The sequence below is a fragment of the Chlorobium phaeovibrioides genome (genome assembly GCF_003968655.1).
Lineage (GTDB): Bacteria > Bacteroidota > Chlorobiia > Chlorobiales > Chlorobiaceae > Chlorobium > Chlorobium phaeovibrioides.
In genome coordinates this window covers 60447-76655 of record NZ_RXYK01000002.1, presented here as the reverse complement: position 1 = coordinate 76655, position 16209 = coordinate 60447, and the positions used below count along the sequence as shown (strand labels likewise).

The window sequence follows — 16209 nt, the reverse complement described above, 5'->3', positions numbered from 1 at the left end:
ATTCACTTAACCTATTGCACAATCCAGATGCTTCGACTATTTTCACACAACACTATAAAATTAGCCGAAAATGGTTTATCAGAAAAGAACTCTTGAGCGATTCTTTCAGCAGGCAAGCCTGCAGTTTCCTGTAATGCTGCTTACCGGACCCCGTCAAACCGGAAAAACGACTTTCCTGAAACACCTCGCAGGAAATGATCGAGCATACGCCACACTCGACGACCCAATGCTCAGGGCTCTTGCCAGAGAAGACCCGGCATTGTTCCTGCAACGATTCACGACGCCGGTACTCATTGATGAAATCCAGTACGCTCCGCAGCTTCTGGCACACATCAAGATGGCCGTGGACAGCGAAAAGGAGCCCGGGCGATTCTGGCTGACAGGCTCACAGCAGTTTCATTTGATGAAAGGTGTCACGGAATCGCTCGCCGGTCGCGTTGGAGTGCTCAACCTGCTCGGATTTTCAGAGAGGGAGATCCGAAACGATCCGTTCAGAGAGCCATTCCTCCCGACACCGGAACTGCTGGAACAGCGAAGGAACAACCCGCCGCTTCTGCTCCCCGAACTCTACCGGAAAATCTGGACAGGCTCCTTCCCTGCACTCCATCAAGAGATTCCTGCCGATCATGATCTGTTCTACAGTTCATATGTACAGACCTATCTGCAGCGTGATGTAAGAGACCTCGCCAATGTCGGCGACGAAAGCGCATTCCTGAGATTTCTCAAGTCCTGTGCAGCACGGACCGGGCAGATGCTCAACATTCAAGACCTTTGCAGAAACAGCAACATCCATCATGCGACAGGAAAACGGTGGCTATCAATTCTCGAAAACTCCGGAATCGTCTACCTTCTCGAACCCTGGCACACGAATGTCAACAAACGGGTGATCAAAACACCGAAGCTTTACTTTCTCGACTCGGGACTCGCGGCATGGCTGACCGGATGGTCATCCCCCGTAACGCTTGAAGCGGGAGCCATGTCAGGAGCCTTTCTGGAAACCTGGGTGGTGTCCGAAGTAATCAAAAGCTGGTGGCACAACGGCAAGCGTGCGCCTCTCTATTACTATCGGGACAAGGACGCCAATGAAGTGGATCTACTCATTCACCAAGACGGTACGCTCTACCCCATCGAAATAAAAAAATCCGCAAGTCCGGGAAAAGACGCCACAAGACACTTCAGGGTGCTCGAAACGCTGAAGCAGCCAATCGGTCACGGATGCCTCATTTCCCTTACCCCCACGAACGCACCAATCACCAGAACAATCGATGCAGTGCCGATAGGAATGCTATAACCCATTGGGCATGGGGGACACTCATGACTGAGTGTACTTACTCAAAACGGAAAAGGCAACCCAGAGGGCAGGGATCCACCAGAGAGCTCCGCGGAAAATTCCGTTATGAGGGCCCCCGAAAACGACAACGGGCGCGACCTGGGAACCCCTGTGCAAAGCCCTCGCCTGAAGGGGGGAGATTCCCCGGGATCAAAGGAAAAATGTATCTTTAGAACTGAAACCCAAACCCCGCAATGATGAAGAAGGTAGCCGTCATTCTGGCCGCACACGGAGAGGCTGAAACAGACTCTTTCCCGGAAAACTTCTCCATGATCCGCCACACCTTCGCCCATGCAGGAGAGGTAATGAACATCCCCTTTCCCCTGCAGCTTGCGGCATCGGTCTTCGGCGGGTTGAAAAACCTGGTGGAGTTCCGTTCGAGCGGCTACCGCTCCCCCCAGAAGCACATCACGCGAATGCAGGCAGAGCGGCTCGGGGATGAACTGCGCAGGCAGTCTCCCGGGGACGACACCCTCTATGAGGTCAGTGCTGCCTACCATGCCGCCCCCCCGTTCGTCGAGGACCTCCTTGATGAGACCTCCGGGTACGACATGCAGCTTCTGGTCACAATGTCCCCCGTTGACAGCGACTTGACAGCAGGGCGCCTGCAGCATCTTGCCGACAGGCGCAGCATAGCTGAAAACAATGCCCGCCCCCCTGTGGTCATTTCCGGGTTCTGGGATGACCCCATGCTCTACCGGGTCTACCTCAACCACCTTTTCAGCCATGCTTCAGGAGAAGAGGGCCCGGCACTTCTTCTGACATTCCACGGAACCCTCGTCAAAGACAGGAAGGGAAACGAGCCGGGGTTCAGGACCGGATATCCTGAAATCCTCAGGATGGGCAGTGCCCTCCGGGAAGCAGTCAGAAATGACCCGCGCAGCCCTTACCAACATGTAGGTATCGCCTACCTCAACCATCAGGTAGGAGGAACATGGACGGAACCCTCCCTTCTCGATTCGCTCAGGGAGGTCTCAAAATCAGGCATCACCCGGGCGGATGTGTTCAGTGTCGGGTACTTTTCAGACGGAACCGAAATCCTCCGTCACGCAAAGGAGGAGGCAAAAGCAAGCCCGGTGGAATCCGTCAGGTTCATCCCCTGCCTCAATGAGAACGAAGAGTTCATGAAGTATCTGGCCGGAAGGGTTCGGGAGGCGGTCAGCAATAGCTGAAGGCGTAGAACGCTCATAAGTCAAGGGCCGTCCTGCAACTCGCTGAATGAGTCCTCATCCTCCGTCGATAATCGATAACCAGTTCCTTATCGACACGGAATCACAAACACCCTTTTTTTTGATTCCGATGTATTTAATGCACCTTATGGCATGGCGGGCCCGAACCCACCAATAAACACCTGATGCCGGAAGGCCATGAAAGGCCAGCCGCGGCTTCGGGAAGCGCGAACTCTTCATCCCCCAATGGCAACAATGACACGCAAAAGCGATAACGACCAACTCTCATTCACATCAGGCAGAATAAAAAAAATCGGCATTTTGACATCCGGAGGCGACGCTCCCGGCATGAACGCTGCAATCAGAGCGGCAACCCGTTCAGCCATTGCCGCAGGACGGGAGGCCGTGGGCATCCTCCGTGGCTATCAGGGAATGATTGATGGAGACTTCATCCCCCTTCAGTCAACCGATGTCAGCGGCATCCTTCAGCTCGGCGGAACCATGCTCAAAACAGCCCGCTGCAAGGAGTTCCGCACACCCGAAGGACGCCGCAGGGCCAAGGAACAACTGACGGCCGCGGCAATTGATGCCGTCATCGTCATCGGCGGCGACGGCTCATTCACCGGTGCCTGGGTCATGTCGCAGGAATGCGACATCCCATTCGTCGGCATTCCCGCCACCATCGACAACGACATGTACGGAACCGACTATACCATCGGCTATGAAACAGCCCTGAACTCGGTGGTCTGCGCGGTAGACAAAATCAAGGACACGGCCCGCTCACACGGGCGGATTTTCTTCATCGAGGTCATGGGCCACGAAGCCGGACTCCTCGCCCTCAACAGCGGAATCGCCTGCGGAGCCGAAGTCATTTTGATCCCCGAATCGAAAGCCCAGCACGATGAGCTGCAGAAATTCCTGGAAAAAGGCTACCGCGACAAGGAATCCAGCGGGATTGTGATGGTAGCCGAAGGCGACGAGGCCGGCGGCGCCCTGCACATCGCCGAACAGATCCGCCGGGATCACCCCGACCTCGATGTCCGCATATCGATTCTCGGCCATATCCAGCGAGGCGGCAGCCCCGTAGCCAGAGACCGGATCAACGCAACAAGGATGGGCATTGCCGCAGTCGACGCCCTCCTGAACGACCAGAAAAGCATCATGATCGGCCTCGACAACAACCGGATTGTGCATGTAACCTTCAACAAGGCGGTCAAAATGAACCACAGCATCGACACCGGCCTCCTGGAGGTCCACAACCTCTTGAACGGCATGTAATCCGCAACCCTCAACACCCATGCAGAAAAATCAACAGGAGAGCAGAGATTCCGTAACAAAACTGGCGCTGCAGTTCCTCGCCGAAGTGATTGGTCAATGCCCGGCTGAACTGGAAAAAAGCACGGAAAGGGATGTGGTGTTCGCAGTTGTGGGGTTCCAGTACGGCGCCGTGCAGAGCGCCGCCTATGCTGCCGGGCTGGAAAAAGAAGACGCACAAGCAATCTCCGAAGAGGTGATCGGCAGAATCAACGGCATGGAGATGGAGGCGGTCCAAAAACTCCTTGAGCTCATGCCAATGCTCACCCGGAAGGAGTATCCGCCAATCGGCATTGGCCAGAGAGCCATCATAAGCTTCTATAATGCCGCATCCGATGAAGACAAACTGACGGCCACAGAAACACTTCGTGAAATCCTGCACCAGATTGACCGTTCCTGAAGCCAGTGGAGCATCGGACAATGAAAGCAAACGCATAAGCTCATCAGCCAATCCTCTGAACGAAATCGCCTTTATTGCTGTTAAAAGCTACATTGATCAGAACCCTGCACCTCGTTCATTCAAACCCAAACCCCCTGCACCTCATGAGCCTTCTCATCATTATCGGAATAACCCTTCTTGTTCTCGGCATGACAAACCCGACAAACAACATTGCAGTAAAAAGGATGGCGGGCATCCTGCGGATCGCAGGAATACTGGTTGTCATCCTTGGGATCTTTTCTTCCGCCATCAGAATGGTGGAGCCCGGCAAGGTTGGAGTGAAAAGCCTCTTCGGAAAGGTACAGCCCGCAACCCTCAGCAGCGGGCTCAACATCATCAACCCTCTGGCAAAAGTCGAGCTGTTCGACATTACAACCCAGAGCTATACCATGTCCGGCTCGGAACAGGAGCGTTCGCAGCAGAGTGACGGACCGATCAGGGTGCTGAGTGCCGACGGCCTTGAGGTCACCATAGACATGACCGTACTCTACCACGTCAACCCCCGGCAGGCCCCGGCCATTCGCCGCGAGATCGGTCCGGGAGACACATACATCGATAAAATCGTCCGTCCAACCGCCAGAACCAGAATCCGCGACAACGCAGTGATGTACAACGCCATCGACCTGTACTCGAAAAAACGCGATGAGTTCCAGGCAAACATCTTCGAAAGCATCCGCTCGGATTTCGAAACCCGCGGCATTGTTCTTGAAAACCTGCTGGTACGCAATGTTTCCCTGCCCGAATCCGTCAAGATGGCCATTGAAGCCAAGATCAACGCCGAACAGGAAGCCCAGAAAATGCAGTTCGTCCTGCAGAAAGAGACCCAGGAAGCCGAGCGCAAGCGCGTTGAGGCAAGAGGCATCTCCGACTACCAGCGCACCATCTCGGCGTCACTCAACGACAGGCTCCTGAAATACGAGCAGATAAAAGTGATGCAGAACCTTGTCAAGACCAACAACTCAAAAGTCATCATCCTCGGCGACAGCAACAACGCCTCGATGCTCATCAACGACAAGTAACGAGTTGGGGGCAAGCTTTTCAGTTCTGGCTGTGGTTGGCAATGGAGCACTCACTTTCCGATGCAGAACTGGTCGAAGATGGTATTGAGCAGTTCTTCACTGACTACCTTGCCGGTGATTTCCCCTACATAGTCGAGGGCAGAACGGAGTTCGAAGGCTATGAGTTCGGCGGGCTCTCTGGCACTGATGAGCTGGAGAGCGTTGTCAAGCGAATCGGCGGCGTTGCGGAGGGCTTCGTAGTGACGGAGACTGGTAACGAGGACGCTGGCTTCATGAAGTTTATCGAGCCCTTCAACCATTCCGGCCATGGTGCTTTTGAGCTCGTTGAGACCATCGCCTTTTGACGCAGCCATGGCAATGACGGGGCAGGCCGTTTCGGACTGAAGCTGCGCAATCCTTCCTCCTGCATCAGATGCAAGATCGGTTTTGTTGGCGACCACGATCATTCCAGACTCTGGATGGCGCTGGCGAAGCTCACGAGCGGCGGCGGCTTCCTTCAGGAAATCGCCGGAGGAGCTATCAATCATGTAGAGCATCAGGTCCGCTTCGGAGATTTTGCGGTAGCTTCGTTTAATTCCCTCGTGCTCCACCGCTTCGTCAGATTCCCGAAGACCGGCGGTATCGGTGAGGCGGAACATGGTTTTTTCGTGAATGAAGCACTCTTCAATATAGTCGCGGGTGGTGCCGGGCATGTGGCTGACTATGGCCCGTTCATGACCGAGAAGGGCATTGAGGAGAGTGGATTTTCCGGCGTTTGGCCTGCCGGCAATAACAGTAGCAACGCCTTCTGTGAGGAGGTGTCCTTCGCGGTATGACTCTACGAGACGCAAGATTTCGCCTTGCAGGCGCCCAACCTCAAGACGAAGAGCGTCGCGGCTCTGGAACTCCACATCGTCTTCGCTGAAATCCAGCTCAAGCTCAAGCAGAGCGCACGACTGCAGGAGGCCTGCGCGCATTTCCTGAAGATGGCGGGAGAGGTTGCCCTGCATCTGGGTAACGGCAGTTCGAAAGGCGGATTCGGTTCGGGCGTGGATCATTTCACCAATGGCTTCGGCCTGCAGAAGGTCGATTCGGCCGCTGAGGAAAGCACGGCGGGTGAATTCTCCGGGTTCGGCGAGCCGGCATCCGCTGTCGAGAAGGGCCTGCAGAAGGTGGCGCACAACAACGGGACCGCCGTGGCAGGTGAACTCGACCATATCTTCCATGGTGAAGGAGGAGGGAGCCCGAAAAACGAGGGCGATGACTTCATCCACCATTCCACGGCTGTCTGAGAGGGTGCCGAAATGGGCGCTGAACCCTTCGGCTTCCTTGAAACTGAACGCTGTACCGCCTTTTTTCCGGAACACCCGGTCAGCGATTTCCAGCACCCCACGACCGCTCATTCTGACAATAGCAAGTGCTCCCACCCCTACAGGGGTTGCAATGGCGGCAATGGCCTCACCGGCTTCGGGGGTAAGTGGTCGTTCGGTCATAAGGGTCGGAGGATAATCTGATCAAGAAGCACGGTGTCGGGAAGCTCAATGGAGCATGCAATGCAGTCGGCAATGGAGGCGATGTTGACAATCATTCCCCGGCGGATGCGACTGAAGGCGGCCGATAGTTCTTCCGGGATGCCGAGATCCGCCTCTATTGAATGGAAGCGGGGGTCCTGAATCGGGGTTTTCCTCCGGCTGATGCCGTATACCACCGCACCTTTGGCAAGAAGTGCCAGCGAAAGTGCGAGCCCGATGCCGGAGCTTGATCCGGTAAGCACAATGACTGCATCCTCAATATGCATGGCTGCTGCAAAGTTCGGGTTTACAGAGAGAACGCGCGACGGGAAGGAGCCCTTCCCTTGTCAAGTATAAGGAATATACCGTCAAGAAATGGTAACTTCAGCTCAACTGTACGCACTCTCCCCCGCAAACCCCTTGACGCATGAATGAGAAGACTTCACTTGAGGCTCTGAAGACCGACATAACCACCCGGCGTCAGCGGACGCTGACCGAGCAGTTCCTTCGCGTAACGAATCTGGTAAAACTGCTGCGGACCGAGTGCCCATGGGACAGAAAGCAGACCCCGGAGTCGCTCGTCCACCTTCTGCTTGAGGAAAGCTATGAACTGGTTGATGCCATTGACAAGGGAGAGGATGAAGAGCTGAAAAAGGAGATCGGGGATCTTTTTCTTCATGTCACCTTTCAGGCAGTTCTTGCTGAAGAGGCGGGAAAGTTTTCGTTTGGCGATGTATGCGATGCCCTCTGTAGTAAGCTCATCAACCGCCACCCCCATGTGTTCGGCGATACAGAGGCTGAAACCGAAGGCGCTGTGCTGCGAAACTGGGAGTCGCTGAAAATGAAGGAGGGGCGCAAACGCCTTCTCGACGGGGTACCCAGGGCGATGTCGGAACTGCTGAGAGCTTACCGGGTACAGAAAAAGGTAGCCGGTGTAGGGTTCGACTGGCCCTCAGACGAAGGGGTGCTTGAGAAGTTGACGGAAGAGGTCGGAGAACTGAAGGCAGCGGAGAGTGAGGAGAGCCGGGAGGAGGAGTTCGGTGACATCCTCTTCACCCTTGTCAACTACAGCCGTTTCATTGGCGCCAACCCGGAGGATGCGTTGCGCAAGTCAACAAACAAGTTCATGCAGCGGTTCGAAGCAGTTGAAACGGCGGTACAGGCTTCGGGAAGGGAGTGGCAGAGTTTCCGGCCGGAAGAGCTGGACGGACTATGGCGGAAGGCGAAAGAGGAGGGAGTGGAGAAACTCTCCCGCTGAATCGAAGTACTCACCCTGCGGGTTGTGGCTGCCGCTGAAAGGACAACACTCACAGTCCACCCCGGCCGTTTGTATACGGCGAAAATCCTCCAGATACCTCTCTTCCGTATAGAGAGGGTCGCGCGTCCCCCTTGCAAGGTGTACCCGCTTTAGCCGGCCGAGACGCTCCGCTTCGGGGGGAATGTCGCCGCCCACCATCATCACGCCGGTTGCCCTCTGTTTCCCGAGAAGGGCCGCCCTCACGGCCATCGAAGCTCCCTGTGAAAACCCATGATAGACCAGCCTGCCGTCGTGCCGGCACTGCGCAGGCACGGCATCGACGAGGGCGTCAAGATAGCGGATATTTTCTGCAATGTGCCTCTCTCTCTCTTGACCGCTCATCCAGCTCTTCCCAGAGCTTCCATCCCGAAGGGTAACGGAATGGAGAGCCTCAAAGGAGCAGCAGATCCAGTGCTCAGAACCGGGAATGGATGAGAGACGCCGGAGTTCATCTTCAGCTTTCTCTCCCCATCCGTGAAAGCCCACCAGGAGAGGCGCGGGACCATCAGCCCGACAGGACCGCAAGAGGTACCGGCCTTTGAGGGGCGGCTGAAGAAAATGTTCGTTCTCCATAGGACCGGAAGCAGAACCACAAGGGCCGCTTTCAAGAGCGGCCCTTGTGGGGGTGTTATATGTCGAGCATCTTCAGGATGCCCCGTATGGGAATACCCACCCACTGCGGCCGGTTGTTGAGCTCGTAATTGAGTTCGTAAACCGCCTTGTTCATCAGGTAGGCGTTCATCAGATGTTCCCGTTGCCGGGGGTTCTGCGGCACAATGTCGCTGCCGGCAGTTTTCTCGAAGTAGGTGTCGAGGAAATGCTGCCCAACGGCGTTGCTCCAGCGGTCTGCCCATGGCTCAAGCTCGTGGCGGTTTTCGGGTCGCACCACTGATTCATTCAAATGAAGCACATTGAAGGCCGCATAGTCGAACGAACGAAGCATTCCTGAAATGTCGCGGAAGACAGAGCGCTTGATTTTGCGTTCGGAAATCGGCCTGGCCGGCTCGCCTTCAAAATCAATGATCACAAAATCCTTACCGGTAAAGAGCACCTGACCGAGATGGTAGTCGCCATGGATACGAATCTTCAGCGTATCGATCTTCTCCTTGCGGATCGGCTCGAACTGCTGGAGTATCGTTTTCTGGTTTTTGACCAGAAGAGAGCAGAGTTCCCGTTGTTCCGGCTCCATGGAAGGCATAAGCTGACCAATGAGAATCATTGCCCGCTTGACCTGCTCGCACATCGCCTGATAGATGGAACGCTGGTAGAGCGTGGTGAACGCTTCAGGAGCAAAGGCAGGTTCGGCAGTCAGTGAAGCAAGAGAGAGGTGCATCTCGGCCGTCCGCTCTGCAAGTTTTTCAATCATACCGAGATAGGCGTCACCGATCAGTTCATACATGATTTCGGGAACAGCGACGGGTGTGCCGCTGAGGCGCGCCATTTCGGGCAGTTCAATACCCGCAGCTATCCTGGTGAGCACATCGGCATAGTACCGCTGTACCTGACCAAGCGACAGTTGCCAGGCGTCCCCTTCGTTCTGCACGAAGTTCTGGAGAATGCCTATGGAGTAGCGGGAGGAACGGCCCTGATCGTAGTTCAGCGAACCGAGGTATTTGGGGAGACTTTCAAATGAAGTTTTTTCAGTCAGAGCACCGCACATCTCGATTTCGGGCGAAACACCAACCTCAATGCGGCGATAGAGCTTGAGGCAGAGGGAATCGTGAAAACGGACTGAAGTGTTGGTCTGCTCCACACCCATCAGAACCGGCTCCGGCTCTTTATCATCTGTCATGTCAAGGAAGGCCTCAATTGCGGAACCTTTCAGGCCTGAAACAACACCGGCCTTGCCCTGCCATTTGCCAGAGCCAACCATGAGGCTGAAGAGGCGGCTGAGGAACTCGTTCTCAAAGGTTGCATCGCACAGGTAACCCTCTTCACCGCCCACAACCACACGGGCAATGACCCGTTTGGCGAAGTTGTCATCGGAAGGAGAAACCACTGCGAGAGGAGTGAAACAGACGGGAAGCTGATAGAGATCGTTCTCACCGCTTGAGTAACGGACTTCGGTCACAAGCAGCTTGGACATATCCATCCCCGCAACCGGCATGGTGTCGATGATGGTGATTCGCATGACATTACGGGCCTTGCCGCCAAACCAGCGGCTTGCACGGAAGTAACCGGGAAGAATGGAGGTTTCAAGTCGCTCGCGGCTCCTGCCGGCAAACAGGGAGGGCCATTTTGCGACTTCTGCGAAAGGGGTGTCCATGCAGGGCCGTGCGAGGGCTCCGTCCACTTCGGGAACAAGGTTCAACCAGAAATATCCGTAAGAACCCAGAGCCACCATATAAGGGGCTTTCCGGATTTTAGGGAACCGGTTCATGCTGAACACCTCTTCGGGAGTGTATCCCTCAAAGTCAGCAAGGTCTATGGCAACGGCCTGGGCATTGCGGGAAAGGTTGATGACCGACAACACGGTTTCATCCTCAAAGCGGCGGATGAAAATCAGCACTTTCGGGTTGCTTACCTGCAGGAACTCTATTGTTCCGCGGCTGAGCGACTTGTAACGGCGAGCGGTGGAGATGGCGTGGCGCGTCCACCAGAGCAGCGAGTTCACATTGCTCTCCTGCACCTCCACATTGACCGCCTCGTAGTGGTATTCCGGATCAATGATGACCGGAAGAAGCAGCTGCTGGGGGTTCGAGCGCGAGAAGCCCGCATTACGGTCGCCATTCCACTGCATCGGGGTACGGACACCGTCCCTATCGCCGAGGTAGTAGTTGTCACCCATGCCGATTTCGTCGCCATAGTAGAGCACCGGGGTGCCGGGCAGCGAAAGGAGCATGATGTTCATCAGCTCTATGCGGCGCCGGTCGTTGTTCATCAAAGGGGCGAGGCGGCGGCGGATACCAAGGTTGATGCGGGCCTTGGGGTCATTGGCGTAGACGCGGCGCATGTAGTCGCGCTCCTCATCGGTCACCATCTCAAGCGTCAGTTCATCATGGTTGCGAAGGAACGATGCCCACTGGCACTCCTCGGGGATCTCCGGGGTCTGTTCAAGAATGTCGAGAATGGGGAAACGGTCCTCGGTGGCAAGGGCCATGTACATCCTCGGCATGAGGGGGAAGTGGAAGTTCATGTGGCACATGTCACCATCGCCAAGGTAGGCTGCGGAGTCTTCCGGCCACTGGTTGGCCTCGGCAAGCAGCATCCTGTTGGGATAGTACTCATCAACATGCTTTCGCATACTCCGGAGGAACTCGAAGGTCTGGGGCAGGTTCTCGCAGTTGGTCCCCTCCGCTTCGTAGAGGTAGGGAACTGCGTCAAGCCGCAGGCCGTCAACGCCCATGCCGAGCCAGAAGTCAAGCACGCTGAAGAGCGCCTGCTGAACCTCGGGGTTTTCAAAGTTCAGGTCGGGCTGGTGATGGAAGAAACGGTGCCAGTAATACTGGCCTGCAACCGGATCCCAGGTCCAGTTCGAAGCCTCGAAGTCCTGGAAGATGATACGGGTCTCGGAATATTTATTCGGATCGTCGCTCCAGACATAGAAATCCCGCTCGGGTGAGCCGGCCGGCGCTTTGCGGGCCCGCTGGAACCATGCGTGCTGGTCGGAGGTGTGGTTGACCACAAGCTCGGTGATCACCTTCAACCCGCGGTTATGGGCCTCCTCAAGAAACTCCCTGAAATCCTCCAGCGTCCCGTAATCAGGGTTGACCGTCATATAGTCGGCAATGTCGTATCCGTCGTCGCGAAGGGGCGAAGGGTAGAAAGGGAGCAGCCAGATGGCGGTGACACCAAGACTTTCCAGATAAGCGAGCTTCTGGCGAAGCCCCTGGAAGTCGCCGATTCCGTCATTGTTGCTGTCGAAGAACGTCTTGACATGAGCCTCGTAGATAATGGCGTCTTTGTACCAGAGCGGTTCAGGTTGATACATGGTGGGGTTGAACGGGTAAAGTGACTGGAATTTTCAGCAAAACAAAAAAAGAGCCCCATCAGCCAAAGGTGACGCGGAAAATATGGGCCGGCATGGCTGCAGGGTTGAGCTCCACAAAGTTCCACTCCCCGTTCCACTCGTACTTCATGCCGCTGAAGAGATCTTCAACACTGAAGCTGTGCTCATGAGAGAGACCGAACTGTTCAAGAGGGAAACGCATCCATCCACTGCGCACTCTTCTGTGGTCGAGATTGACCACGGTAAGCACCACATTCGAGTCATCAGCAGTTCGCTTGACATAGCCCATCAGCCATTCATGCTCATGGCCGGGGGAATCCTCAATGCGGACAAAGGAGATGTTTGCCGTTTCATGCATCGCGGGATTGTCGCGGCGGATACGGTTGATACGGGTAATTTCAGCGCGGATGTTGCCCGGACGGTCAAGATCCCACTCCCGTATCTCATATTTTTCGGAATCCAGATACTCCTCTTTGCCTGGAGCCGAGGGAAGATGCTCGCAGAGCTCATAGGCAGGGCCGTACATACCATAATTTGAGGAAAGGGTGGCGGAGAGTACCAGACGGATGATGAATTTTGGCCGTCCACCTGTCTGCAGCTCTTCGTGCAGGATATCGGGGGTGTTGGGCCAGAAGTTGGCGCGCATGATATGACGAAGCGGCTCGGAGGTCAACTCTTCCATATACTCCTGAAGCTCTTCTTTGGTATTGCGCCAGGTAAAGTAACTGTACGACTGGCTGAAGCCGGCCTTTCCAAGACGGGCCATCAGCTTTGGGCGGGTAAAGGCTTCGGCGAGGAACAGGGCCTCGGGGCACTCCTCCTGAATGGAGGCGATGGCCCACTGCCAGAACCCGAACGCCTTGGTATGGGGGTTGTCTACACGGAATATCGTAACCCCCTTGTCAATCCAGAAGAGAAAGACACTTTTCAGCTCAGTCCAGAGATTCTGCCAGTCGGCAGTCTCAAAATCGATAGGGAGAATGTCCTCATATTTCTTCGGAGGGTTCTCGGCGAACTGCACCGTGCCGTCTGGACGCCACCGGAACCAGTCGGGGTGCTCCTTTACCCAGGGATGGTCGGGAGAGCACTGGAAGGCAATGTCAAGCGCAACAGAAATCCCCGCCTCCCCGGCAGCAGCAACAAAGGAGGTAAAGTCCTCCATAGTACCGAGCTCAGGGTGAAGCGACTTATGCCCCCCCTCGGGGCTACCGATGGCCCAGCAGCTTCCCGGCTCTCCGGGCTGGGCCACCAAAGCATTGTTTTTTCCTTTTCTTTTCGTGGTGCCTATCGGGTGGACGGGAGGAAGGTAGATGACATCAAACCCCATGCCGGCAATGAAAGGCACTGCCTCCATGCAGTCACGCAGTGTGCCGTGCTTTCCGGGAACAGAGCTCCATGAGCGGGGAAAAAACTCATACCAGGCACTGAAACCGGCCTTTCTGCAATCAACCTGGAGCGGCAGATTTTTCTGGTAAAGGGAGGCAAGGGAGCGATCCGGGTATTTTCCCACCAGGAGAAGAAGGTCGCTGTCGAGAGCTGCGACAACCCCTTTCGAAGGGCTTTTGGCGCGCATGGCTGCGGCAAACGACCTGAGCTTTTTGGCGTCTGCAGAAGAGGCCCGCCCTGCGGCTGCATCAACAAGAAGGGCGCCGATCTCAAGATCCAGCGTCACATTCTGCTTCGCATCAACTTTTTTCCCAAGTCCACGCCGCCAGGTGCCGAAATGGTCTACCCAGGCACGAATAGTATATTCATGCCTGCCCACAGAGCACGGGGTGAAGCTTGCGCTCCAGCGATCGTTTCCGGTTTCTTCCATAGGAACGATCTCCCACCCGCTCTCCCCCTCTATGCGAACCAGGAGCTCTGAACGGAGCATGTCGGCACCGTCAACAAAAACATCACCCTCAACCCTTACCCTCTGACCCTCCACACCCTTTGCAGGAAAACACCCCCCATCAATTTCAGGCGAAACATTCTCGATGACCACCCGGCAACGGCCGTCAAATTCCTGTGAAGTACAGCCGGGAAAGAGGCGAAGGAAGGTATCATGCATTGTAACAAAGAGTCTATAGGTGGCCGGGAGGTTCCCGGTTGACGCTGCTCAGCCATTGGCGGCACGCCACCCCGTAACAAGCGGGGGGTAGTTCGGCGAAGCCTGTCATATTGACATACAGAATGGAAAATAGATAAAGTGAACGCAAATTTGAACACCATTTGCTTTATCACAAAAAAATCATTCTTTTCAAGTGCACAGAAAAACTTCTTCCATACAATAATACGAACACCAACAGAGGCAATGTTTGAACCACAGAAAGAACGACTGCAGGAGATAGACCGTCGCCTGGACCAGTTACGGGGGTATCTTTGAAGTCGATTACAGACAGGAACAGATAGAGGACCTTGAAAAGGTTTCCTCCAACCCGGAATTCTGGAACGACCAGAAAGAGGCAAACCGCATTCTCAAAGAGCTGAACAGCCACAAGAGCTGGGTGGAGGGCTACCGGAAAATGGCTTCGGATGCCACATCCTGCCGTGAAGAGCTCACTCTTGCCGATGAGCTTGGTGAAGAAAGCTACGCGGAAGAGCTTGACGCATCAATTGCCGCCATTGAAGCGGAAATGGACGCCATTGAGTTCCGCAACATGCTTTCCGGCAAGGACGATGAAGGCAATGCCATCATCACCATCCACGCAGGAGCCGGAGGAACGGAAGCACAGGACTGGGCTGAAATGCTCTACCGTATGTACATGCGCTGGGCTGAACGCAAAGGGTTCAAAATATACACCGACGACTATCAGGCAGGAGATGGCGCCGGAATCAAAACGGCAACGCTTGAAATACAGGGACCATACGCCTATGGCTACCTGAAAGCAGAAAACGGTGTCCACCGGCTGGTGCGGGTCTCTCCTTTTGACTCAAACGCCCGCCGCCACACTTCGTTCGCCAGTGTCTATACCTACCCCGAAGCCCCTCCCGATGTAGAAATAGAGGTGCGAAAGGAGGACCTTGAGCTCTCAACCTTCCGCAGCGGAGGAAAAGGAGGACAGAATGTGAACAAGGTTGAAACCGCCGTGCGCATCAAGCATGTCCCGTCGGGAATCGTGGTCGGCTGCCAGCAGGAGCGGTCACAGTTCCAGAACAGGGAGCGGGCCATGAAAATGCTGATGGCACAGCTTTACCAGCGCCAGCGCGAGGAGGAGGACGCAAAGAAGCGCGAGGTTGAAGGGAAAAAGAAAAAAATTGAATGGGGAAGCCAGATCCGGAGCTATGTGCTCGATGACCGCAGAATCAAGGATCACAGGACCAACCATGAACGATTTGACATTGAGACCGTCCTTGACGGCGACATTGATGACTTCATGCACGCCTACCTCTCCGAGTTCGGAGATTAAGGGAGAAAAATGGCTGAAGGCGACGCTCTCCATTTCGGCATCCTCACCGACAGTCACCTCAGTGTGGAGGGCGGGAACGCCGCCGCCAGCGCTGAAAAGCTCGACCGCGCGGTTGAAACAATGAACAGCGCCGGCTGCAGCTTTCTTGTGCAGCTCGGTGATCTGATAGCGGGAAATGAACAGCGCGCCCCGGAAGAACTTGCAGCGGCCACAGCCATCATCAGTAAGTTCCACGGCAAAATACGCCATCTCATCGGTAACCACTGTCTGCAGCTTCCTCTGCAAACGCTTCAGGAGGTCTTCGGGCTTCAGTCGCCCTTCTACCGATTTCATGCAGGAGGGTTCAGATGGCTGGCGCTGGACGGCATGGAGGTTTCCGCCCTTCGCCCGCCCGGCACCCCCGAAGACGCATCGGCGCTTGAAGAGTACCTCTCCCGCCCCGAAAATCCCCTCTGGTGCGGAGCATTGGGCTCAGTGCAGAAGGCATGGCTGAAGAAAGAACTGACTGAAGCGCGCAAGGAAAACGAGCGGGTCATAGTGCTCTGCCACTTCCCGCTCCACCCCGCCACAACGGATAAACGGCACGGAATGCTCTGGAACCATGCCGAAGTGCGCGGGATTCTTCAGTCATCCGGAGCCGTCTCGGCCTGCCTCAGCGGCCACTACCATCCTGGCGGATATGCATTTGAAAAGGGAATCCACTTCGCCGTGCTGCCAGCCGCAGTAGGCTGTACCGGAAAGCTCAGAGAAGGCTCTCTTATCATACGAAGCCCTCTGGACTCCACAATCCATCATCTTTCTTTCAGCTGA

At 55.5% G+C, this 16209-nt stretch carries 13 protein-coding genes; 8 read left to right on the top strand and 5 right to left on the bottom strand.

What is annotated here, in order from left to right:
* Positions 1-70: 70 nt before the first annotated feature.
* The 5 genes from EKD02_RS02000 to EKD02_RS01980 all read left to right on the top strand — a co-directional run bounded on the left by EKD02_RS02000 (position 71) and on the right by EKD02_RS01980 (position 5271).
* Positions 71-1291 (top strand): ATP-binding protein, encoded by a 1221-nt coding sequence (locus EKD02_RS02000; protein WP_011890896.1) that lies wholly within the window; start codon positions 71-73, stop codon positions 1289-1291.
* 233 nt (positions 1292-1524) lie between these two features.
* On the top strand, positions 1525-2502 hold the full coding sequence (locus EKD02_RS01995) for a ferrochelatase (RefSeq protein WP_126383574.1): 978 nt from the start codon (positions 1525-1527) through the stop codon (positions 2500-2502).
* 252 nt (positions 2503-2754) lie between these two features.
* Entirely contained in the window at positions 2755-3777 is a 1023-nt protein-coding gene (gene pfkA, locus EKD02_RS01990; protein ID WP_126341723.1) for a 6-phosphofructokinase, read from the top strand.
* A 19-nt stretch (positions 3778-3796) separates the two neighbouring features.
* The gene (locus tag EKD02_RS01985) at positions 3797-4213 is read left to right on the top strand and encodes a hypothetical protein (protein WP_126383572.1); all 417 of its coding nucleotides are present in this window, start codon (positions 3797-3799) and stop codon (positions 4211-4213) included.
* A 143-nt stretch (positions 4214-4356) separates the two neighbouring features.
* Positions 4357-5271, top strand: coding sequence for a prohibitin family protein (locus EKD02_RS01980; protein WP_126383570.1), 915 nt, complete (start codon positions 4357-4359; stop codon positions 5269-5271).
* Between the two features lie 50 nt (positions 5272-5321).
* Here EKD02_RS01980 and mnmE read toward each other — a convergent pair whose 3' ends face one another.
* Complete coding sequence (gene mnmE / locus EKD02_RS01975; protein WP_126383568.1) at positions 5322-6743, bottom strand: tRNA uridine-5-carboxymethylaminomethyl(34) synthesis GTPase MnmE; 1422 nt, start codon at positions 6741-6743, stop codon at positions 5322-5324.
* Entirely contained in the window at positions 6740-7048 is a 309-nt protein-coding gene (locus tag EKD02_RS01970) for an NAD-dependent epimerase/dehydratase family protein (RefSeq protein WP_126341609.1), read from the bottom strand. The genes mnmE and EKD02_RS01970 overlap by 4 nt, the downstream gene beginning before the upstream one ends.
* A gap of 140 nt (positions 7049-7188) precedes the next feature.
* Here EKD02_RS01970 and mazG point away from each other — a divergent pair, with 140 nt between their 5' ends.
* On the top strand, positions 7189-8019 hold the full coding sequence (gene mazG, locus EKD02_RS01965) for a nucleoside triphosphate pyrophosphohydrolase (RefSeq protein WP_011890903.1): 831 nt from the start codon (positions 7189-7191) through the stop codon (positions 8017-8019).
* On the opposite strand, the gene EKD02_RS01960 is transcribed toward mazG, so the two are convergent.
* From EKD02_RS01960 to EKD02_RS01950, 3 genes are read right to left on the bottom strand one after another with little or no spacing between them, the layout of a single operon-like run.
* Positions 7972-8631, bottom strand: a complete 660-nt coding sequence (locus EKD02_RS01960; RefSeq protein WP_011890904.1) for an alpha/beta hydrolase — start codon at positions 8629-8631, stop codon at positions 7972-7974. The two genes, mazG and EKD02_RS01960, sit on opposite strands and share 48 nt — an antisense overlap.
* A 55-nt stretch (positions 8632-8686) precedes the next feature.
* Entirely contained in the window at positions 8687-11989 is a 3303-nt protein-coding gene (gene treS / locus EKD02_RS01955; RefSeq protein WP_126383565.1) for a maltose alpha-D-glucosyltransferase, read from the bottom strand.
* A gap of 58 nt (positions 11990-12047) precedes the next feature.
* The gene (locus tag EKD02_RS01950) at positions 12048-14060 is read right to left on the bottom strand and encodes an alpha-1,4-glucan--maltose-1-phosphate maltosyltransferase (protein WP_126383563.1); all 2013 of its coding nucleotides are present in this window, start codon (positions 14058-14060) and stop codon (positions 12048-12050) included.
* A gap of 243 nt (positions 14061-14303) precedes the next feature.
* On the opposite strand from EKD02_RS01950, the gene prfB reads away from it, so the two are divergent.
* Positions 14304-15399 (top strand): peptide chain release factor 2 gene (gene prfB, locus EKD02_RS01940; RefSeq protein WP_196792642.1). Its coding sequence is split into 2 segments (ribosomal slippage): positions 14304-14372 and positions 14374-15399, totalling 1095 coding nucleotides; the frame shifts between segments, so codons are not numbered across the junction.
* A 9-nt stretch (positions 15400-15408) separates the two neighbouring features.
* Complete coding sequence (locus EKD02_RS01935) at positions 15409-16209, top strand: metallophosphoesterase (protein WP_126383559.1); 801 nt, start codon at positions 15409-15411, stop codon at positions 16207-16209.